Source organism: Fictibacillus sp. 5RED26 (assembly GCF_015903895.1).
Lineage (GTDB): Bacteria > Bacillota > Bacilli > Bacillales > Fictibacillaceae > Fictibacillus > Fictibacillus phosphorivorans.
This window is the reverse complement of sequence record NZ_JACZDU010000004.1, coordinates 93,717-115,765: the sequence shown is the minus strand read 5'-3', so window position 1 is coordinate 115,765 and position 22,049 is coordinate 93,717. Positions and strand designations below refer to the sequence as shown.

Annotated in this window: 21 protein-coding genes and 1 riboswitch; of the genes, 20 read left to right on the top strand and 1 reads right to left on the bottom strand. The window is 39.9% G+C overall.

Annotation, left to right across the window (positions count from 1 at the left end):
- Nucleotides 1-20: 20 nt before the first annotated feature.
- From IHV10_RS15450 to IHV10_RS15405, 10 genes are all read left to right on the top strand, one after another.
- Nucleotides 21-425 carry a DUF350 domain-containing protein gene (locus IHV10_RS15450; RefSeq protein WP_197131471.1) on the top strand — a complete coding sequence of 135 codons (405 nt, stop codon included), beginning with the start codon at nucleotides 21-23 and terminating at the stop codon, nucleotides 423-425.
- A 535-nt stretch (nucleotides 426-960) separates the two neighbouring features.
- Nucleotides 961-2,652 carry a long-chain-fatty-acid--CoA ligase gene (locus tag IHV10_RS15445; RefSeq protein ID WP_197131469.1) on the top strand — a complete coding sequence of 564 codons (1,692 nt, stop codon included), beginning with the start codon at nucleotides 961-963 and terminating at the stop codon, nucleotides 2,650-2,652.
- 204 nt (nucleotides 2,653-2,856) lie between these two features.
- The gene (locus IHV10_RS15440) at nucleotides 2,857-3,459 is read left to right on the top strand and encodes a TetR/AcrR family transcriptional regulator (protein ID WP_197131467.1); all 603 of its coding nucleotides are present in this window, start codon (nucleotides 2,857-2,859) and stop codon (nucleotides 3,457-3,459) included.
- Nucleotides 3,460-3,485: 26 nt separating this feature from the next.
- Nucleotides 3,486-4,259: an enoyl-CoA hydratase gene (locus IHV10_RS15435; RefSeq protein ID WP_197131465.1), complete on the top strand. Its 774-nt coding sequence runs from the start codon at nucleotides 3,486-3,488 to the stop codon at nucleotides 4,257-4,259.
- A 14-nt stretch (nucleotides 4,260-4,273) separates the two neighbouring features.
- Nucleotides 4,274-5,044 carry an electron transfer flavoprotein subunit beta/FixA family protein gene (locus tag IHV10_RS15430; protein WP_197131463.1) on the top strand — a complete coding sequence of 257 codons (771 nt, stop codon included), beginning with the start codon at nucleotides 4,274-4,276 and terminating at the stop codon, nucleotides 5,042-5,044.
- Between the two features lie 12 nt (nucleotides 5,045-5,056).
- Nucleotides 5,057-6,028 (top strand): electron transfer flavoprotein subunit alpha/FixB family protein, encoded by a 972-nt coding sequence (locus IHV10_RS15425; protein WP_197131460.1) that lies wholly within the window; start codon nucleotides 5,057-5,059, stop codon nucleotides 6,026-6,028.
- A gap of 68 nt (nucleotides 6,029-6,096) precedes the next feature.
- Nucleotides 6,097-6,693 (top strand): histidine phosphatase family protein, encoded by a 597-nt coding sequence (locus IHV10_RS15420; RefSeq protein WP_231618364.1) that lies wholly within the window; start codon nucleotides 6,097-6,099, stop codon nucleotides 6,691-6,693.
- 114 nt (nucleotides 6,694-6,807) lie between these two features.
- Entirely contained in the window at nucleotides 6,808-7,119 is a 312-nt protein-coding gene (gene trxA, locus IHV10_RS15415; protein WP_137788705.1) for a thioredoxin, read from the top strand.
- 214 nt (nucleotides 7,120-7,333) lie between these two features.
- On the top strand, nucleotides 7,334-9,085 hold the full coding sequence (uvrC, locus tag IHV10_RS15410; RefSeq protein WP_231618375.1) for an excinuclease ABC subunit UvrC: 1,752 nt from the start codon (nucleotides 7,334-7,336) through the stop codon (nucleotides 9,083-9,085).
- 65 nt (nucleotides 9,086-9,150) lie between these two features.
- Nucleotides 9,151-9,339: riboswitch (Lysine riboswitch) on the top strand.
- A gap of 162 nt (nucleotides 9,340-9,501) precedes the next feature.
- The gene (locus IHV10_RS15405; protein WP_197132112.1) at nucleotides 9,502-10,740 is read left to right on the top strand and encodes an aspartate kinase; all 1,239 of its coding nucleotides are present in this window, start codon (nucleotides 9,502-9,504) and stop codon (nucleotides 10,738-10,740) included.
- A gap of 41 nt (nucleotides 10,741-10,781) precedes the next feature.
- On the opposite strand, the gene IHV10_RS15400 is transcribed toward IHV10_RS15405, so the two are convergent.
- Nucleotides 10,782-11,228, bottom strand: coding sequence for a YslB family protein (locus IHV10_RS15400; RefSeq protein WP_197131458.1), 447 nt, complete (start codon nucleotides 11,226-11,228; stop codon nucleotides 10,782-10,784).
- A gap of 304 nt (nucleotides 11,229-11,532) precedes the next feature.
- Between IHV10_RS15400 and IHV10_RS15395 the strand changes: the two genes are divergently transcribed.
- From IHV10_RS15395 to racE, 10 genes are all read left to right on the top strand, one after another.
- On the top strand, nucleotides 11,533-12,141 hold the full coding sequence (locus IHV10_RS15395) for a succinate dehydrogenase cytochrome b558 subunit (RefSeq protein ID WP_197131456.1): 609 nt from the start codon (nucleotides 11,533-11,535) through the stop codon (nucleotides 12,139-12,141).
- Nucleotides 12,142-12,156: 15 nt separating this feature from the next.
- Entirely contained in the window at nucleotides 12,157-13,917 is a 1,761-nt protein-coding gene (gene sdhA / locus IHV10_RS15390) for a succinate dehydrogenase flavoprotein subunit (protein WP_066396656.1), read from the top strand.
- A gap of 2 nt (nucleotides 13,918-13,919) precedes the next feature.
- Nucleotides 13,920-14,675: a succinate dehydrogenase iron-sulfur subunit gene (gene sdhB / locus IHV10_RS15385; RefSeq protein ID WP_144698733.1), complete on the top strand. Its 756-nt coding sequence runs from the start codon at nucleotides 13,920-13,922 to the stop codon at nucleotides 14,673-14,675.
- A gap of 101 nt (nucleotides 14,676-14,776) precedes the next feature.
- The gene (locus tag IHV10_RS15380; RefSeq protein ID WP_197131454.1) at nucleotides 14,777-15,244 is read left to right on the top strand and encodes an acyl-CoA thioesterase; all 468 of its coding nucleotides are present in this window, start codon (nucleotides 14,777-14,779) and stop codon (nucleotides 15,242-15,244) included.
- A gap of 155 nt (nucleotides 15,245-15,399) precedes the next feature.
- Nucleotides 15,400-15,624 (top strand): helix-turn-helix domain-containing protein, encoded by a 225-nt coding sequence (locus IHV10_RS15375; RefSeq protein WP_066243534.1) that lies wholly within the window; start codon nucleotides 15,400-15,402, stop codon nucleotides 15,622-15,624.
- A gap of 149 nt (nucleotides 15,625-15,773) precedes the next feature.
- A complete protein-coding gene (gene glcT, locus IHV10_RS15370) occupies nucleotides 15,774-16,628 on the top strand; it encodes a glucose PTS transporter transcription antiterminator GlcT (RefSeq protein ID WP_197131451.1) in 855 nt (284 codons plus the stop codon).
- A gap of 196 nt (nucleotides 16,629-16,824) precedes the next feature.
- On the top strand, nucleotides 16,825-18,897 hold the full coding sequence (gene ptsG / locus IHV10_RS15365) for a glucose-specific PTS transporter subunit IIBC (RefSeq protein WP_197131438.1): 2,073 nt from the start codon (nucleotides 16,825-16,827) through the stop codon (nucleotides 18,895-18,897).
- Between the two features lie 13 nt (nucleotides 18,898-18,910).
- Entirely contained in the window at nucleotides 18,911-19,177 is a 267-nt protein-coding gene (locus IHV10_RS15360; protein WP_066396644.1) for a phosphocarrier protein HPr, read from the top strand.
- Complete coding sequence (gene ptsP, locus IHV10_RS15355; RefSeq protein WP_197131435.1) at nucleotides 19,177-20,889, top strand: phosphoenolpyruvate--protein phosphotransferase; 1,713 nt, start codon at nucleotides 19,177-19,179, stop codon at nucleotides 20,887-20,889. The genes IHV10_RS15360 and ptsP overlap by 1 nt, the downstream gene beginning before the upstream one ends.
- Nucleotides 20,890-21,102: 213 nt before the next feature.
- Nucleotides 21,103-21,897, top strand: coding sequence for a glutamate racemase (racE, locus tag IHV10_RS15350; protein WP_305069382.1), 795 nt, complete (start codon nucleotides 21,103-21,105; stop codon nucleotides 21,895-21,897).
- The last annotated feature ends 152 nt before the right edge of the window (nucleotides 21,898-22,049 follow it).

Genomic DNA, 22,049 nt, shown 5'->3' with positions numbered 1-22,049 from the left:
TTACAAAGGGGTATTGTTGAATGGATTTTATGAGTAACGCTTTTATTAGAACAGCAGCAAACTATAGCGTTGTCGTGCTATGTTTAGTCGTTTTTTTGGCTGTGTTTGAACTGGTTACGCGTTATAAAAACTGGGTCGAGATCAAGAAAGGAAACTTTTCCGTTGCTATGGCAACAGGGGGCAAGATTTTCGGTATCGCGAACATCTTTCGTTACTCGATCGCTCAAAATGATTCCATACTTATGATGATAATGTGGAGTGCCTATGGGTTCATTCTGCTCTTGATCGGTTATTTTATTTTTGAATTCTTAACCCCAAAGTTTCAGATCGATAAAGAGATTGAGAACGATAACCGAGCAGTTGGTTTCATATCAATGATCATCTCAATTGGTTTATCATTTGTAATCGGTGAAGGAATCGAATAGCTGAAGGGAAAAGATATGGAAACGTTATTTAAAGTGTTGTTTGTGTTAAGCGGAGTATTCATTGCGGCAGGACTTATCTACTTATTCTTCTTTGCGTAAGTCTCAAAACCAGTTCTCGATTCGGAGAACTGGTTTTTTGTTTTCCTTAAGACTGTTCTGTAATTGTTATTAATCTTTAATGATTGTTTTACTTAGTATTACTTAAAAGATGTTACTTTTATTGTTTCTGATTTCTTCTGTGCAGGTTGATTGGAGCGCAAGGTTGCCGACTCCTGCGGGACAGGTGGGCAGGTGAGACACTTATACGTGAAACGTACGAATGTGGCTCACCGCCTGCCCCGCGGAAAGCGAGCAACCTGGAGCGGAAATCAATTACAATCGAGAGCATCATTGAATATGCTCAAAAACTATTTTTAGAACCGTATTATTGAATTATTTATAATTTTTAAAAAAGTATATAAAATTGTATACGTTTTCAATATAATAGGAATAAAGATATAGAAATTTTGAAGGAAGGCGTGAATTAAAGGAGGAGATGCAAGTGGAAAGACGGTGGCTCAACAGTTACCCTAGTGAGATTCCGGGACATCTTGATTACGACAGCAAACCTTTATTCGCGTATTTAGAATCAGCAGCAGAAGAAAAAACAGATAAAACTGCTGTACACTTTTTAGGAAAGACATTAACATTCGGTGAGCTTCATGAATGCAGTTTACGCTTTGCGCATGCTCTAACAACGCTTGGTGTAAAAAAAGGTGATCGTGTTGCCATCATGCTGCCTAACTGCCCGCAGGCAGTCATCGCCTATTATGGCACCCTTTTTATAGGGGGAATTGTTGTGCAGACGAATCCTCTTTACACAGAGAGGGAGCTACGCCATCAATTATCGGACAGCGGGGCAAAAGTCATTGTAGGATTAGATCTTTTGTTTGGCAGGATTTCAGCCGTTCGTGGGGATACGAACATTGAACACATTATCATGACATCTGTGAAGGATTATCTGCCTTTCCCTAAAAATTTGATCTATCCATTTATTCAAAAGAGGCAGAATCCAACAGTAGTCGTTGATATTACGTACAATCATGAAGTTCATTCGTTTCGAGATCTGCAGAAACGCTCTCAACCAGTAAAGCCACAAGTAGAGGTTGATCCTGATGAGGATCTCGCACTGCTGCAATATACTGGAGGTACTACAGGGCCAGCAAAAGGTGTGATGCTGACTCACAAAAATCTAGTCACGAATGCGTTGCAGTGCAATACATGGATGTATAAAAATAGGGAAGGTAAAGAAAAGATACTCGGCGCTCTGCCTTTCTTCCATGTTTACGGGATGACCTGTGTTATGAATCTTGGCATCATCACGAGAGCAGAGATGATCATTCTGCCGAGGTTTGATCCAGTGCAAGTTTTGAAGACGATTCATAAGGAACGACCAACACTATTTCCTGGCGCTCCGACTATGTACATCGCACTTCTGAACCATCCAGATCTGAAGAAATACGATCTTTCCTCCATACAAGCATGTATAAGCGGATCGGCTGCTCTTCCGCTTGAAGTGCAACAAAAATTCCAGGAAGTCATCTCAGGTTCATTAGTTGAAGGGTATGGACTTACGGAGGCTTCACCCGTTACACATGCGAACCTCATTTATGGCGATCAGGTAAGAGGGAGTATAGGATTGCCTTGGCCGAACACAGAAGCAGCAATCATCTCAGCTGAAACAGGCGAATGGGCGGAGCCGGGTGAGATTGGAGAGTTAGCTGTAAGAGGACCTCAAGTAATGAAAGGGTACTGGAACCAACCTGAAGAAACCGCATCTGTATTCAGAGAAGATTGGTTGATTACGGGAGATATGGGTTATATGGATGAAAAAGGTTACTTTTATATCGTGGATCGGAAAAAAGACTTGATCATCGCAGGAGGATTTAATATTTATCCTCGTGAAGTAGAAGAAGTTTTATATGAACACGAAAAAGTAAAAGAAGCTGTAGTAGTCGGTGTGCCTGATGCATACAGAGGAGAAACAGTTAAAGCTTTTGTTGTGTTAAAGGAAGGAGCAGAATGTACGGAAGAAGAGTTAAATAAATTCTGCCGAGAACATCTTGCATCCTTTAAAGTGCCTAGGCTCTATGAGTTTAGACAAGAGCTGCCAAAGACGATGGTTGGTAAGATCTTAAGAAGAGTTCTTTTGGAAGAAGAACGTGAAAAAGCAAAGCAAAGTTCGTGAAAGCTGCCATCTGGCGGCTTTTTCTATGCAAAAGTGTCACCAAACAAGGAATGAAATACGTAAGATTTAAGTTAGACTTGTAAAATGTATATAAAAAATGACATAATGAAATTGACAGAAAAGAAAGATTTGTTTTACAATTATGAATGAACAATCATTCATTTTTGAAAAGATGATTGTGTAATACAAAAAGAGGCGATAGAAATGAAGCGTAAAGGTCCAAAATACGAAAAAATCATTGATGCAGCTGTAAATGTGATCGCAGAACACGGCTATCATCAATCCCAAGTTTCAAAGATAGCGAAAGAAGCAGGTGTCGCTGACGGCACCATCTATCTATATTTTAAAAATAAAGAAGATCTGCTTGTTTCTGTTTTTAATGAGAAGATGGGGACCTTTATCGAAAAAACAGAAAACGAGCTGAAAAGTAATGATTCAGCGATTGAGAAGCTTAGAATTCTTGTTGAGATGCATTTTAAGCAATTGACTGCTGATTTTGAACTATCAATCGTAACACAGCTAGAACTAAGGCAGACAAACAGGCAGCTTCGTGCGAAGATCGGAGAAGTATTAAAGAGGTACTTAGATTTAATCGACTCGATCTTGAAGGATGGTATGCAGGAAGGCGTTTTTGTTAAAAACATGGATTACAGATTGGCTCGTCAGATGATCTTCGGAACAATTGACGAAACAGCAACAAACTGGGTAATGAACGATCATCGATATGATCTTCCTGCTCTTGCTGGCCCGGTTCATCAGATGCTTGTAAACGGTCTTTCCGTTCGCTCTGTACATCCAGATGATTGATATTCAAAAAAGGAGGGAATGCAAAGTTGGAATTCTTACAAATTGAAAAACAAAATAAAGTGGCAACGATCAAACTTAATCGTGCGCCAGCTAATGCTTTATCAACAGGAGTTATTGAAGAAATCGATAAAGCTTTAGATCAGATCGAAAATGATAACTCTGTTAAAGCAGTTGTTATTTTAGGAGAAGGACGCTTCTTTTCCGCTGGAGCAGACATCAAAGAGTTTACAGAAGTTCCTGATGAAAAAGGTTTTGCGGAGCTTGGGAAAAAAGGACAAGATGTTTTTAGCCGAATCGAACAATTTTCAAAACCAGTAATTGCAGCGATTCATGGAGCTGCGCTTGGTGGTGGACTAGAACTTGCGATGAGCTGCCACGTAAGGCTTGTGGCTGAAGATGCGAAACTTGGTCTTCCTGAGCTAACACTAGGGCTAGTTCCGGGATTTGCTGGAACTCAAAGACTGCCACAGCTTGTAGGTGTACCTAAAGCTTGCGAGATGCTTCTTTCAAGTAAGCCGATCTCCGGAGTAGATGCTGTCACATTTGGTTTAGCAAACAGTTCTTATCCTACAGAAGAGCTTTTTGAAAAGGCTTACAAAATGGCTGAAGAATTTTCTATGAAGAGTGCTGTTTCTATTAAGTACACTTTAGAGTTGTTGCATTATGCGAGACATGGACTCTATGAAAAAGGTGCAGAGAAAGAAAGAGAACTGTTTGGGAAAGCTTTTAAAAGCTTTGACGGACAAGAAGGAATCTCGGCATTTATTGAAAAAAGAAAGCCTGAATTTCAGGACCGATAACTAGGAGGGTAACCATGAACATTTATGTAATTTTAAAACGTACTTTTGATACAGAGGAAAAAATTTCTGTTTCAAACAACAAGATTTCTGAAGACAGTGCAGAATTCATTATTAATCCATATGACGAATATGCGATTGAAGAAGCGATTACATTAAAAGATGCTCACGGCGGTACGGTTACGGTTGTAACGGTTGGAGACGAAGATTCTGAAAAAGAGCTTCGTACTGCACTAGCTATGGGAGCAGATCAAGCGGTTCTTATTTCGAACGAAGACTTGGACAGCCAAGATCAATTCACGACTTCGTCGGTTTTGGCAGCTTACTTTAAAGATAAAGAATACGACATTATTCTAGGCGGAAACGTTGCGATTGATAACGGGACTGGTCAAGTTGGACCGCGTCTTGCAGAATTATTAGATATTCCACACGTAACAACCATCACAAAGATTGAAGTGAACGGTTCGACTGTAAACATCGAACGCGATGTTGAAGGAGATCTTGAGAAGATTGAGACATCTCTTCCATTATTGGTGACTGCACAACAAGGATTGAATGAGCCACGATATCCTTCGTTACCAGGGATCATGAAAGCAAAGAAGAAGCCTCTTGAAACGTTGGAGTTAGATGATCTTGATATTGATGAAGACGACGTAGAAGCGAAAACAAAAACGGTAGAAGTATATCTTCCACCAAAAAAGGAAGCTGGAAAAATCCTATCAGGTGAAACTCCAGACCAAGTAAAAGAACTTGTATCTCTGTTAAGAAATGAAGCGAAGGTAATATAAGGAGGAGTCATCATGGCAAAAAAAGTATTAGTACTTGCAGAATCCCGTGACGGTGCGTTACGTAATGTTTCATTTGAAGCAATTGCAGCAGCAAAAGAAATTTCTGGCGGCGGAGAAGTGTTCGCAGTATTATGTGGTGACTCTGTTCAGTCGTTAGCAGCAGAATTAATTCACTATGGAGCTGATCGTGTACTCACAGCGGAACATGAGAAGCTAGCGAACTATACTCCAGATGGTTATTTCCAAACGTTAAAGCAGATTATCGATGATGAAAGCCCTGAAGCAATCGTGTTCGGACACACATCGTTAGGAAAAGACCTTTCTCCGAGACTTGCAGCTCGTCTCGAATCTGGAGTGATTTCAGATGTTACAGGACTTGAACAAGCTGGTGAGAACACGGTGTTTACTCGCCCTGTATATTCAGGAAAAGCCTTTGAAAAGAAATTAATCTCAGATGGTCTAGTATTCGTTACGATTCGTCCGAATAACATCGCACCATTAGAGAAAGATGAATCTCGCTCTGGTGATGTAACATCTGTATCTGTTGACATCAAAGACTTAAGAACGATTGTTAAAGAAGTAGTTCGTAAAGCATCTACAGGCGTAGATCTAGCAGAAGCAAAGATCATCGTTGCCGGCGGTCGCGGTGTGAAATCTGAAGATGGCTTCAAACCTCTTCAAGAACTTGCAGATGTACTTGGAGCAGCTGTAGGAGCCTCTCGTGGTGCGTGTGATGCTGATTATTGTGATTATTCATTACAGATCGGTCAAACCGGTAAAGTTGTAACGCCTGATCTGTATATCGCTTGTGGAATTTCGGGAGCTATTCAGCATCTAGCTGGGATGTCCAACTCTAAAGTAATCGTTGCGATCAACAAAGATCCCGAAGCTAGCATCTTCTCGGTAGCAGACTATGGAATCGTTGGTGACCTGTTTGAAGTCGTTCCTTTATTAACGGAAGAGTTTAAAAAAGTGTTAGTATAATAGAATGTAAATGAATGAAAACGTCCGTTTTTCTGGACGTTTTTTCAATTTGAGAACGGGGAAGGTGTATGATGACTACGATTGCATTCATTCGTCACGGTGAAACGGATTGGAACATTGAAAGAAGAGCTCAAGGCTGTAAGGATATCCCGCTTAATGACAACGGGAAGTATCAAGCTGAACGTTTAGCGGAACGGTTTGTGGATGAAAAATGGGATGCTATATATGCCAGTCCATTACTCAGAGCATATAAAACTGCTGAGGCTATCAGCGGAATAACCGGTCTAAACGTGTTGGCTGATGATAGACTTCGCGAGATCTCATTCGGTGAGACAGAAGGAACCACTGAGAGCGAACGAGTCGAACGCTGGGGAGAAAATTGGATGGAACTTGATCTAGGTAGAGAATCAAATGAAGATGCCGATACTAGATGGAAAGCAGCCCTAAGCGATATTGTTCAAAAGCATAAGGGCGAGAAAGTTCTGGTCATAACTCATGGAGCATTACTTGTAAGGATCTTCAAAGAGCTTCTGCAAGACGATACTGATCGCTGGTACGGACTTAACAATACGTCTTTTTCTATTTTTAACCTAAAAGCAGAAAACGCTTGGACTTGTGAATTATTCAACTGTCAGAGACATCTAGAAAAGAGTGCTACAATCTAACGTTTGTCGAATAAAAAACTTGGGTACCATAAAGTTGAGCAAACTATTAGCAACTGTTACATTTGTGGGATATACTTTGTTTACACTTTGTTATTTAAAAGGAGGGCCAAATAAATGGCTATTGTTAATGCATCAGATCAAACATTTAATACAGAAACGAACGAAGGTTTAGTACTTGCTGACTTTTGGGCACCATGGTGCGGACCTTGTAAAATGATCGCTCCTGTTCTTGAAGAAGTAGATCAAGAAATGGAAGAAGTAAAAGTAGTTAAGCTTGATGTTGATGAAAACCAAGAAACAGCTGGAAAATTCGGTGTTATGAGTATTCCAACCCTACTTGTATTCAAAGACGGTCAAGTGGTAGATCAAGTTGTCGGTTTCCAACCGAAAGAAGCATTAGTTGAACTATTGAACAAACATAAATAAGGTTTATCCAAAAAAGCCCGTTGCTCGGGCTTTTTTTTGTGCATTTTACAAACTGTTCAATATTTTCTAGGAAATATTGTCGATAAATGAAAATATGTGGTATTGAAATCACGATAGTATTATGAACACGATGATACATGATATGATAATAGAAAAGACTGCTATGAGTGAAGGGGGGAAGAAATTGACCTCTATTTCTGTAAAACAAAAATTAATGTTGCTACCAGATCAACCTGGCTGCTATCTTATGAAGAATGAGTTTGGGAAAGTTATTTATGTTGGTAAGGCGAAAGTGTTGAAGAATCGTGTGAAATCTTATTTCTCGGGGACACATGATGGTAAAACGCAAAGACTTGTTAGTGAGATCAGAGATTTTGAATACATTGTGACTTCTACTGAGATGGAAGCATTAGTTCTAGAGATGAATTTAATTAAAAAGCATGACCCTCGTTATAACGTTATGCTAAAAGATGATAAGAGCTATCCATACTTAAAAATCACTGCTGAAAAACAACCAAGACTTCTATATATACGGAAGATAAAAAAAGATGGCGGAAAATATTTTGGTCCGTTTGTGAATGCTTATGCTGCCCAAGAAACGAAAAAGCTTTTAGACCGTATTTTTCCACTTCGTAAATGTGATACGATGCCTAAAAGAGTGTGTTTGTATTATCATATCGGTCAATGTCTAGGTCCTTGCGTATATGATGTTACAGAACAAGAAAATAAACAGATGGTAGATGGCATCGTGAAATTTCTTAATGGCGGCTATCAGGATGTTAAAAATGAGTTGTCAGAAAAGATGCTCGAAGCCTCTGAAGCATTAAACTTTGAACGCGCAAAAGAGCTTCGAGACCAGATACAGCACATTGAAGCTGTTATGGAGAAGCAAAAGATGATGACAGCAGATTTAGTCGATCGAGACGTTTTTGGTTATCATTTCGATAAAGGATGGATGTGTGTACAAGTCTTTTTCATTAGACAAGGAAAAGTGATTGCTAGAGATATTTCGGTCTTCCCTTTTTATGGAGAAGCGAATGAAGACTTGCTAACCTTTATCGGTCAGTTCTATCTGCAAAAAAATCACCTTCTGCCTAAAGAGATTCTCCTTCCACAAGAAGTGGATGCAGATCTTGTATCGGAACTTCTTCAAGTGAAAGTGTTGCAACCAAAAAAAGGACAAAAGAAAGAGCTTGTGGAGTTAGCTACTAAAAACGCGTCTTTAGCTCTTCACGAGAAATTTGCCCTGATCGAGCAAGATGAGGCGAGAACGATTAAAGCCGTTGAGAACCTTGGTGAGAGAATTGGGATTGCTGCACCTTATCGTATTGAAGCGTTCGATAACTCGAATATTCATGGAACAGACCCTGTTTCTGCCATGGTTGTTTTTGTTGACGGAAAACCGTACAAAAAGGATTATCGAAAATATAAGATCAAATCTGTGGAAGGTCCAGATGATTATGCTTCCATGAAGGAAGTTGTTCGCAGAAGATATACAAGACTATTGAGAGAAGAAGGAGAGCTTCCTAGTCTTATTCTGATCGATGGCGGAAAAGGGCAAATATCTGCGGCTCAAGATGTATTAGAGAACGAGCTTAACTTATTTATTCCAGTAGCAGGTCTATCAAAAGATGAAAAGCATAGAACCTCACAGCTTTGGATTGGGGATCCTCCTGAAATGATACACTTGCCTAGAAACAGTCAGGAATTCTATCTTCTGCAACGAATTCAAGATGAAGTTCACAGGTTCGCGATCTCCTTCCATCGAAAAGTTCGCTCTAAAAGCATGTTCGAATCAACATTAGACAGCATCGCTGGAATCGGTGACAAACGCAAAAAGATGCTGCTTCGCCACTTTGGATCGTTAAAAAAGTTAAAAGAAGCTTCTGTTGATGAGATTCAAGCAGCAGGTGTGCCTAAACCAGTAGCCGAGCTTATTGAAAAAGCATTTTTATCAAATGAGTAGTTGCAGCTATTGAGTAACTTTGTTAAAATAAATCCAACTTTATAAATATGCCATGCTTCGTATGAAGTGATGGTAGAGGAGCAGGAACCAATAGTAACCCATCTGAAGAGAAGAAGCTCTAGTGATGATGGTGGAAAGGGGATTCTTGCCGAAGTGTAAAAGGACTTCTAGCCTTTTATGCTGGACCTGTATTGAAGAAATACAGAGCTGTCACACAAGTCCCCCCAGGGTTTGTGTGGAGGACTATCTCACGAGGGGGAACAAACTTGGCTTGCTACGGATTATAGCAACAATAGGGTTTTTCCTTATTGTTGCTTTTTTGTATTTACTTTCAAAAAAAGAAGGTATACGTGCACCGTCAACAAAGTCTTCTAATAATAGAGATAGAATCTTACAACAAGAAGGGATTGGAGTATATGGGGAGAATCGTTCAAAAATTTGGTGGAACTAGTGTAGGCTCAGTTGAGCGAATACAAAATGTTGCAAAACGAATCATCCATGAAGTAGATGCAGGAAATGAAGTCGTGGTTGTGGTTTCAGCGATGGGCAAAACAACGGATGAACTCGTAAAGCTTGCTACAGATATCAGTCAGAACCCTTCTAAACGGGAAATGGATATGCTACTTACGACGGGTGAACAGATTACGATCGCCCTATTGACGATGGCTCTGCATCAAGAAGGATATAAAGCTCAATCATTAACAGGATGGCAAGCGGGTATTCAAACCGAAGATGCCTTTTCAAATGCAAGAATACTAGACATCGATTCAGAGCGCGTGTCTTCTCTATTAAAAGATGGCCATATCGTGGTTGTCGCAGGTTTTCAAGGGCTGATTCCTGAAACAAAGGATATTGCAACGCTTGGCAGAGGTGGATCTGATACAACAGCCGTTGCGCTAGCGGCAGCTTTAAAAGCCGATCGATGTGACATCTATACCGATGTGACGGGTGTATATACGACGGATCCGCGTGTAGTGGATTCAGCTAGAAAACTACCTTCGATCTCTTATGATGAGATGTTAGAGATGGCGAACCTTGGTGCTGGCGTTTTACATCCGAGAGCGGTTGAGTTTGCTAAAAACTATAGTATTACATTAGAAGTAAGATCTAGCATGAGTGAAGAACGTGGAACATTAGTTGAGGAGGAAGTGTCTATGGAACAAAATTTAATGGTTAGAGGTCTTGCGTTTGAAGGAAACATAACAAAAATTACGGTCTCTTCAGTTCCCAATGAAATACACGCGTTAGCGGAACTGTTTACTATTTTGGCATCGAACGGCATCAATGTAGACATCATCATTCAGAATGTCCTAAATGAAGAAAAAACGAATATTTCGTTCTCGATTGAATCAAACTCATTATCTGCTACACAAGAAGTACTTGCTGCGCATCAAGGGAAATTAGGATTCGAATCGATCAGTTATGAACAAGGTCTTGCAAAAGTGTCAATCGTTGGCTCAGGCATGATCTCAAATCCTGGCGTTGCCGCTAAAATGTTTAAAGCTCTCTCAGACGAAGATATTATGATAAAAATGGTAAGCACTTCTGAGATTAAAGTATCAACCGTCGTGAAACAAGAAGATATGATTAAGTCGATAGAAACGCTGCATGATGTGTTTGAGCTAGATGCTCGTGTTCCCGTTCAGAACACATAAGACCAAACATTGAAAAAAAGCCGGCAATACGCCGGCTTTTGTTATTCAATCATATCTTTTTTGTCCCATTGAACAGTAATAAAAACTTTGTTTCGTTTTGTAGATTCTAAAGCTTCTGTTGTGCATTTTTTTTGCAGCTGAACTTGTTCAGCGAGGAAGCCTGCTTCTAGGCTGAACGTTTGATGATTGAAGTTTTCCATTCGCTGCAAGATCAGTTGAGAGTTTAAAGAGAAATTCATCTCAGTTTTCGAAGCTTCGATCATTTCAAGAGTGCCCCAACCTGCTTCAACAAAAAAAGCGTGAACTTCTTCCATCGTATGTAAAGGATATTTTCTAGCCAAGTGTCTTCCTGCCCAATAGAGAATATTTCGTTCTTGTTTGCCAAGAAGTTCAGGCAACAAATCGCTTCGAAGGATCTCATACCCAAAAGCTGAAACAGAAAGCTGTTCTACAGGGGTGTTATCATCCTTTGTCTTTTGTTTAAACATTCTGCATCCCTTCTTTCTAATTTTTATTATAACGGGAAAGCGGTTTAAACTCTATAGCAACTATCGGTATTTGTCGAAAATCTTAAACCTCCAAAAGCGTTGATGTATCAAGAAAATTTACGTATTTAGTTGTTAGCGTTTTCTTGACGGTGTCAAACGATGGGAGTAAAATGGACATGTTGCTAGTTAATTAAGCTAATTGTTTAACACTCATCCTCTAAAAGAGGAAACTTAAAACGCTTACATGTGGAGAGGAACAAAGATTAGCAGCCAGAGAGAGGCTAAATTTGAAGGGGGCAAGAGAATGGCTGGCAGTAGAGATTTTATTAACAGAAGGATTCATTCATTATTAGGAGTAATTCCGATCGGGATTTTTCTCGTACAGCATCTAGTTGTAAACCATTTTGCAACGAGGGATGCTGAAGCATTTAACAAAGCGGCGCATTTTATGGAAAGTTTACCTTTTCGTATTTTCCTAGAAACGTTTGTCATCTACTTACCTATTTTGTTTCATGCCGTGTATGGGCTTTACATTACGTTCCAAGCAAAAAACAACGTTACCCGCTATGGCTATTTCCGCAATATGATGTTCCTCGTTCAGCGTGTAACAGGCGTTATCACATTAGTCTTTATCGCTTGGCATGTATGGGAAACACGTGTACAGGCTGCGTTGGGACAAGAAGTAAACTTTGATATGATGGCAGACATCTTAAGCTCTCCATTCATGGTTGTCTTCTATCTTGTTGGTGTTTTATCAGCAGTATTCCATTTTGCTAACGGATTATGGTCGTTCTTTGTCAGCTGGGGCCTTACAGTTTCGCCTCGTTCACAGAAAATTTCAACATACGTAACAATGGGTGTATTTGTTGCACTTGCTATTGTTAGCGTAAGAACAATCTTTGCATTCATTTAAAAGGGGTGAGACAAATTGAGTAATCAGAAAATAATTGTTGTTGGCGGAGGTCTCGCCGGTTTAATGGCTACGATCAAAGCAGCTGAAGCTGGTGTGAACGTTGACCTCTTTTCAGTTGTTCCAGTAAAACGTTCGCATTCTGTTTGTGCTCAAGGTGGTATAAACGGTGCTGTAAATACAAAAGGTGAAGGAGATTCACCGTGGGAGCATTTTGATGACTCTGTATACGGTGGAGACTTCTTAGCAAACCAACCTCCAGTTAAAGCAATGTGTGACGCAGCGCCAGGAATCATTCATTTAATGGACCGTATGGGTGTAATGTTTAACAGAACGCCTGAAGGATTACTTGACTTCCGTCGTTTCGGAGGAACACAGCACCATCGTACTGCATTTGCTGGTGCTACAACGGGTCAGCAGTTATTGTATGCACTTGATGAGCAAGTTCGTCGTCATGAGGTCGCAGGTCTAGTAACGAAATATGAAGGATGGGAATTCTTATCTGCCATTATTGATGACGAAGGACAATGTAGAGGAATCACCGCACAAAATTTGAAAACGATGGAGATCGTAAGTTTTCCTGCAGATGCAGTTATTATGGCGACTGGCGGACCTGGAATCATTTTCGGTAAGTCGACTAACTCTGTTATTAACACAGGTGGAGCAGCATCAGCTCTTTATCAGCAAGGTGTTTATTATGCGAATGGTGAGTTCATTCAAATTCACCCGACGGCCATACCTGGTGATGACAAGCTTCGTTTAATGAGTGAATCTGCACGTGGTGAAGGTGGACGTGTTTGGACTTATAAAGACGGAAAGCCTTGGTACTTCCTAGAAGAGAAGTATCCAGCATACGGTAACCTTGTTCCTCGTGACATCGCTACACGTGAAATCTTCCATGTGTGTGTTGATCTGAAGCTAGGAATCAATGGTGAGAACATGGTATATCTTGATCTTTCACACAAAGATCCTAAAGAGCTTGATATCAAACTTGGTGGAATCATTGAGATCTACGAAAAGTTCATGGGAGATGACCCACGTAAGGTTCCTATGAAAATCTTCCCTGCTGTTCACTATTCAATGGGTGGCATGTGGGTTGATTATGATCAGATGACGAACATTCCAGGCCTTTTTGCAGCTGGTGAGTGTGAATATCAGTATCATGGTGCTAATAGATTAGGAGCTAACTCGCTGCTTTCAGCTATTTTTGGCGGCATGGAAGCTGGTCCGTCGGCTGTTCGATACATTAGAGGATTAGAAAAAACAGTTGAGGATGTACCTTCTACTGTATTTGATAACCAAGTGAAAAAAGACCAAGAAGTATACAACAATATTCTATCTATGGATGGAACTGAGAACGCTTATGTGATCCATAAAGAGCTTGGAGAATGGATGACAGACAACGTAACGGTTGTAAGGTACAACGATAAGTTAAAACAAACAGATGAAAAGATTCAAGAATTGATGCAGCGTTATAAAAACATCAATATTAACGATACTTCCAAGTGGAGCAATCAAGGTGCATCATTTACACGTCAGCTATGGCACATGCTTCAGCTAGCTCGTGTTATTACACTCGGTGCTCTTAACCGTGATGAAAGTCGTGGAGCCCATTATAAACCGGACTTCCCTGAACGTAATGATGAGCAATGGTTAAAAACAACAAAAGCGAAATTCAATCCAACAACGAACGGACCAGAATTCGAGTATGAAGAAGTAGATGTTTCGCTAATCCAGCCACGTAAACGTGACTATTCTAAGAAGAAGGCAGGGGTGTAAGAATGAGCACAAAAATGGTGAAATTCGTCATCTCAAGACAGGATAACCCAGAAACTGCCCCATATTTAGAAGAGTTTGAGATTCCTCATCGTCCAAACATGAACGTAATATCTGCTCTTATGGAAATTCGTAGAAACCCTGTTAACGCTAAAGGGGAAGCTACGACTCCCGTTACTTGGGAGATGGGTTGTTTAGAAGAAGTTTGTGGTGCATGTTCAATGGTAATCAACGGAAAGCCTAGACAATCTTGTACGGCTCTTGTTGATCAGTTAGAACAGCCGATTCGTCTTGAACCAATGAAAACATTTCCGGTTGTCCGTGATTTGGCGATCGATAGAAGTAGAATGTTTGATGCACTTAAACGAGTTAAAGCTTGGATTCCAATCGATGGCACGTACGACCTTGGACCAGGACCTCGTATGCCTGAGACTAAGCGTCAGTGGGCATATGAACTTTCAAAATGTATGACTTGCGGTGTTTGTTTAGAAGCATGTCCGAACGTAAATACGAACTCGGACTTTATCGGACCGGCGCCTTTATCTCAAGTTCGTTTATTTAATGCTCACCCAACTGGTGAGATGAATAAAGAAGAGCGCTTGAACGCGATCATGGATGACGGAGGTCTTGCAGAGTGCGGTAACTCTCAAAACTGTGTGCAGTCTTGTCCTAAAGGAATTCCTTTGACAACATCAATCGCTGCACTTAACCGTGATACAAGCTTCCAAGCTTTCAAGAACTTCTTTGGCAGTGATCGTTAAAGTATCATACAGAGCTTCTCTCATCAGGGAGAAGCTTTTTTTAAAAACAAATAACTGAATAGCGATTCATTAAATATCTGTATGGAAAGGCGGAAAAGAAATTGGCTAGGCAAGATTACATATCAAATATGGATGATTGGCAGAAGGGCTTTTCTTTTTATCACGAATTGCAAGTACGTTTTGGTGAGATTGACGGATTTGGCCACGTGAACAATACGAATATCTTTACTTATATGGAAGAATCACGAATCGCGATGTTTAAAGAACTGGGTTTGATGACTGACTGGGGTGCTCCAGATTCAGAAGAGATTCCAGTTGTGGCAGACCTTCAATGTGACTATTTGGCCCAGATCATGTACGATGAAAAATTAAAAGTGTATGTGAAAATAAATGAAGTAGGTTCATCTTCAATAGACATCCATTACTTAGGCATAAATGAGAAGAAGATTCCTGTATTTACAGGGAGAGGTGCTATCGTACAGATTTCTAGAAGAAATGGACGTCCCGTAAAGTGGAATGAAGAGCTGAAAAACCAACTAAATAATTTTTCTAAAGAAGCCCATGTATGAAAATGGGCTTTTTTTTATGGTTTATCCGTAATATTCTTCATACTTTTTAAATGAACCAAGTCACTCCCATCTGATTCTTTACATACTATATGTTGACTAAATACTTCCAATATTCGTTGGCGGTTCCTAAACCCTAGCAAGGAGGGGTGAATTCATTGAAAGATAAACACTACCGACCGAAGCCTCTACTTACAAAAAGAGAGAGAGAAGTTTTCGAACTACTAGTTCAAGATAAGACCACAAAAGAAATTGCGGAACAATTATTCATTAGTGAGAAAACAGTTCGTAACCATATTTCGAATACCATGCAAAAGCTTGGGGTTAAAGGACGCTCTCAAGCCGTTGTAGAGTTATTGAGGCTTGGAGAACTCGAGATTTAGTCAGAAAGCGGCTTTCATTGTGAAAGCCGTTTTCAGTTTGATTATGCAGCAGGTAAAAAGTGTAATTGATTTTTCTAACAGTTTTCCGCTATGATGAAAGTTATGATGTTAGTGGTTTATGGACCTAAATGAAAAAGGTGAAAAAATTCATGAACAAAAGCCTGCAAGTAAAAAAAGTTCTTAATAATAATGTGGTTATTGCCATTGATTCCTTCGATGAAGAAAGAATTGTTATTGGCAAAGGAATTGGCTTTGGCAAGAAACCAGGTGAAGAAATTCTTCCTAAGCAAGTGGACAAGTTATTTGTATTAAAAGATGAAAACGAACAAGAACAATATAAAACGTTATTAAATTCGATAGATGAGAAGATCGTGGAAGTGATCAATGACGTAATCGTTCACATACGAACTCGTTTTGAGTATGAGTTAAACGAACATATACATGTTGCATTAACCGACCATATTACATTCGCGATCAAACGATTAGAACAGAGTATGGATATTAAAAACCCATTTTTAACTGAAACACAAACACTGTATCCGAAAGAGTATACTGTCGCTGAAGAAGCGATCGAAATCATCAATAAATCGTTAGGGATTCATCTTCCTGAAGGGGAGATCGGTTTTGTTGCACTTCATATTCACAGTGCTATTACGAATAAAAGTGTAACTGATATAAAGAAACACTCAGAGCTCATCAACACTTTGATGCAGATGATCCAACATTCATTAGACCTTACGATCGATACGAAAAGCATCAATTATTTACGTCTTGTTCGTCATCTAAGGCATGCGATAGAACGGGTCTCTATGGGTGATATCATGGAAGAGCAAGAAAAGTTAGCAAAAGTGTTGAAAGAAGAATATCCTTTATGCTACAATTTGGCGTGGAAGTTGATTAAGGTTATGCAAAATACCTTACAAAAACCCGTGCCCCATGCAGAAGCAGTATATTTGACAATGCATTTGCAAAGGCTTTCGCGTTATGACAATGAAGACAAATGATAAATGAATATAGAACAACTCGTTTTTACGTGTTACTGATTCGATCAGGCATAAGTAAGAAACAAAAGTGTAGCAGATGCTTAATTAGGATATATTAATTCTGATTAGGGATTTACTCATGTTTCTTATTTATGTCTTTTTTTGTTTGATGCGAAAGTAAATGGAAGGGTTATCATAATAAAAAGGAGGACTTCCTATGTGGAAAAAATTATTTGGTGTTCTTCAACGCGTAGGTAAAGCGCTTATGCTGCCGGTTGCGATTTTGCCAGCTGCAGGTCTCTTGCTTGCCTTTGGTAATGCGTTTAAAAACCCAGCGTTGATTGAAAGAATACCTGCATTAGATGCAGCATGGTTCCAGCTTGTTGCAGACGTAATGGAGAAATCGGGAGACATTGTTTTTGCTAATCTATCGTTACTGTTTGCCGTTGGTGTTGCCGTCGGTCTTGCAGGCGGTGAAGGTGTAGCAGGATTAGCAGCAATTATTGGTTACTTGATCATGAACGTAACCATGAGCGTTATTGAAGGGGTAACTCCTGATATGATCGGAAAAGATCCTTCTTTTGCGAACGTACTTGGGATTCCAACACTTCAGACGGGAGTGTTTGGAGGTATCATCGTCGGTATCTTAGCCTCCTATCTTTATAAGAGGTTCTATAACATCGAACTTCCTCAATACCTAGGATTCTTTGCTGGAAAACGTTTCGTTCCGATTGTTACTGCAGTTTCTGCTTTAGCACTGGGTATTGTTATGACGTTCATCTGGCCACCTGTACAGCATGGACTTAATACGTTCTCTGAAAGCATGATCAATTCGAACTTGACGGTCGCAGCATTTATCTTTGGTGTGATCGAACGTTCATTGATTCCTTTTGGACTACATCATATTTTCTACTCGCCGTTCTGGTTTGAGTTCGGCTCTTATAAATCTGCAGCAGAAGGACTTGTTCGTGGTGACCAAGCGATCTTCTTTGCACAACTAAAAGATAACGTTGAATTAACAGCAGGTACTTTTATGACTGGTAAGTTCCCGTTCATGATGTTCGGCCTTCCGGCTGCAGCATTAGCTATGTATCACGAAGCACGACCTGAACAAAAGAAAATAGTTGCGGGTATCATGGGTTCTGCTGCGTTGACTTCTTTCTTAACAGGAATCACGGAACCACTTGAGTTTACTTTCTTATTTGTTGCTCCAGTATTATTTGGAATTCATGCTATTTTCGCAGGGCTTTCTTTTATGGTTATGCACTTGTTAAATGTTAAAATAGGTATGACTTTCTCTGGTGGTGTAATCGACTACTTACTGTTCGGAGTACTTCCTAACCGTACAGACTGGTGGCTAGTAATTCCTGTAGGTCTCGTATTTGCAGTGATCTATTACTTTGGTTTCCGTTTTGCGATCCGTAAATGGAACCTTAAGACACCAGGACGAGAAATCGTGGATGACGAAGTTGAAACGAATGTTGGACCGTCCAATAAAGATTCACTAGCAGCGAATATTTTAGAGGGATTAGGCGGAGAGTCCAATATCTCTAACCTTGACGCTTGTATCACTCGATTAAGAGTTTCTGTAAATGATCCTAAGGAAGTGGACAAGGATCGATTGAAAAAACTCGGAGCTTCCGGCGTTCTTGAAATGGGTAATAACATTCAAGCGATCTTTGGAACTCGTTCAGATACGATTAAGAGTGAAATTCAAGATATTATCAGTGGTAAGACTGTAGCTAAACCGAAGAATTCAGAGAAAACGCCTGAACAAGGAAAAGTTGTTGAAACAAACAATCCTGGTGCTACACCAACTTCATCGATTTCTACAGATGATGATCGTTTTGTTTCTCCGATTAAAGGGAAAATACTTCCGATCACCGAAGTTCCTGACCAAGTTTTCTCAGGAAAAATGATGGGTGATGGATTTGCGATCGAACCAGCAGAAGGCTTGGTGGTTTCACCTGTTAATGGTAAGATAATGAATATCTTCCCGACGAAACATGCCATCGGTATTGAGTCAGATTCAGGCAAAGAAATTCTCATCCACTTTGGTATCGATACAGTGAAATTGAAAGGTGAAGGTTTCGAGAGCTTTGTTTCTGAAGGCGACAGAGTTAAGATCGGTCAAAAGATTTTAAAGGTTGACCTGAACTTTGTTAAGGAAAATGCACCATCCGTAATCACACCGATTGTATTCACGAATCTATCGGATGAAACAGTTTCCGTCGAAAAAACAGGAACTGTGGCTATAGAGGAAGAAAATATTATTACATTCAAAAAATAAAGGGGTAATTATCATGGCAGAAAAAACATTCAAAGTAACTAGCGAATCAGGAATTCACGCACGTCCAGCAACAACTTTAGTTAACCAAGCAGGTCAGTTCAGCTCAGATATTACACTTGACTACAACGGAAAGAGCGTTAACTTAAAATCAATCATGGGTGTAATGAGCCTAGGGATCCAACAAGGATCTTCAATCGTGATCAAAGCAGAAGGTTCAGATGCAGATGAAGCAATCGCTGCATTAGAAAATGTAATGAAAAAGGAAGGGCTTGGTGAGTAATGTCTGAAAAAATTTCAGGTATTGCAGCATCAGCCGGCATCGCAATCGCAAAAGCGTTTGTTCTTCAAAACCCTGAATTAACGATCGAAAGAAAATCGATTTCAGATTCAGCGAGTGAAATCGATCGTTTTGAAGCAGCGCTTAACGTTTCCAAAGAGGAACTTTCTGTTATAAAAGAAAAAGCGAACAAAGAGTTAGGCGAAGATAAGGCAGCGATTTTTGCTGCCCATCTTCTTGTTTTGAGCGATCCAGAACTAGTTGATGCTGTAAAACAAAAGATTGAAAATGAAAAAGTTAACGCTGAAGCAGCAATGGACGATGTTTCATCCATGTTCATCAATATGTTTGAATCCATGGATAACGAATACATGAAAGAGCGTGCGGCAGATATTCGTGACGTTTCAAAACGAGTTTTAGCACACTTGTTAAATGTGACGTTTACTACACCTGCAAGTATCACAGAAGAGGTTGTCATCTTAGCAGAAGATTTAACTCCTTCTGACACGGCTCAATTAAACCGTAATTTTGTTAAAGGTTTTGCAACTGACATTGGAGGGAGAACTTCTCACTCAGCAATCATGTCTCGTTCAATGGAAATTCCTGCAGTAGTAGGAACGAAAACAATTACAGAGAACGTTGAGAACGGCGTAATGGTAATCATCGACGGTCTGGATGGACATGTAATCGTGAATCCTACTGAAGATGAAATCGCTACGTATGAAGAAAAACAAAAACAATATCAAAAGCAAAAAGCGGAATGGGCAAAGCTAGTGAATGAAAAAACATTCTCAAGCGATTCTGTTCAAGTTGAGCTTGCGGCTAATATTGGAACACCAGCTGATGTAAAAGGTGTTCTAGAGAACGGTGCAGAAGGCGTTGGTTTATACCGTACAGAGTTCCTTTACATGGGCCGTGATCAACTTCCTACTGAAGAAGAGCAGTTCAAGGCATATAGTGAAGTGCTTCAAAAGATGGAAGGTAAACCAGTAGTCATCCGTACACTCGATATTGGTGGAGATAAGGAACTTCCTTATTTAAATCTTCCGAAAGAGTTAAATCCTTTCTTAGGATTCCGAGCGATTCGCCTTTGCTTAGAAGAGCAAGACATTTTCCGTACGCAACTTAGAGCACTTCTTCGTGCAAGCCAATATGGGAACTTGAAGATCATGTTCCCGATGATTGCAACACTTGGAGAATTCCGTGCTGCTAAAGGAATCTTATTAGAAGAAAAAGAAAAGCTCGTTTCTGAGGGAATTGAAGTTTCAGAATCCATTGAAGTAGGTATCATGGTGGAAATTCCATCAACAGCCGTAATGGCAGATACTTTTGCTAAAGAAGTTGATTTCTTCAGCATCGGCACTAACGATTTGATTCAATATACGATGGCTGCAGATCGTATGAACGAACAAGTTTCTTACTTGTATCAGCCGTACAATCCAGCAATCTTAAGATTAGTAAAAATGGTTATCGATGCAGCACATAAAGAAGGTAAATGGGCTGGTATGTGTGGAGAGATGGCAGGCGATCCGATCGCAATTCCAATTCTTCTTGGGCTTGGTCTGGATGAATTCTCAATGAGTGCTACATCTGTACTTCCTGCTCGTAGTCAGATTCTTGGTCTGTCTAAAGAAAAGATCAGTGCACACATGGATGAAATTCTACAAATGGAAACAATGGAAGACGTTGTGAAGTTTGCAGAAGAAAATTTCTAAAGTGGAAAAAAGACTATGGGGAAATTTCCATAGTCTTTTTCTATAGATGTTTGAGTGAATAGGGTTGGACACGAGAGTGGTTGATTTCCGCTCCAGGTTGCTCGCTTTTAAAACATTCCATTAACGAATGGTCTTGCAATTTCATAAAAATATTAGCAGAATAGAAAACAGTGATTTAACGCCAGTATGTATATAGAGATGAGGCGATGTTTTTTGAATAGACCCATTGGAGTCATTGATTCAGGAGTGGGAGGTTTAACGGTAGCAAGAGAGATCATGAAACAGCTACCAAAAGAAGAGATTATCTACTTAGGAGACACGAAAAGGTGTCCGTATGGCCCGAGACCATTTGAAGAAGTTAGGGCTTATACGTGGGAAATGATTGACTTTCTTTTAGAACAGGAGATTAAGATGCTCGTTATCGCCTGTAATACAGCTACTGCAGCAGTTTTAGAAGAAGCGAAGAGAAAGTTAGACATTCCTGTCTTAGGAGTTATCCATCCTGGTGCCCGTTCCGCTTTAAAAGCGACGAAAAATAATCATGTCGGTGTAATAGGGACAGTCGGGACGGTCAATAGTGGTGCTTATAAACAGGCGCTAACACAGATTCGTAACGATGTAATCGTAGAAAGTTTAGCATGCCCGTTGTTCGTTCCGCTTGTTGAACAAGGTAAGTTATCTGGTGAAGAGACATTAAGTGCAGTTTCAGAAACACTATATCCACTTAAGGATCTTTCCATCGATACGTTAATTCTGGGATGCACTCATTACCCGTTGTTAAGACCAATCATTCAGCAAGTGATGGGTGAACATATCACGTTGATCTGTTCAGGTGCAGAAACTGCGCGTGAAGTTTCTGTCATCTTAGACCATAGTGGGCTTTTAAATACAGAAGATGCTAAACCGATGCACCGATTTTTAGCGACAGCAGAGAGCGATCATTTCCTGCAGATCGCCAACCATTGGCTAGACCGTAAGATTGAAAAAGTAGAATGTATGAAGTTGTAGTTTTCAAAGAGCATGAAAATTAGGTAACCTCATAATTAGAATATTGAATTGAAAGAGTAGGATCCTTTTTGGGTTCTGCTCTTTTCTTTTAATTAAAGCCAGTCTCTTTTATTTTTTGTACAAGTGGTCTAATGGGAGAGGATAGCTCGTAT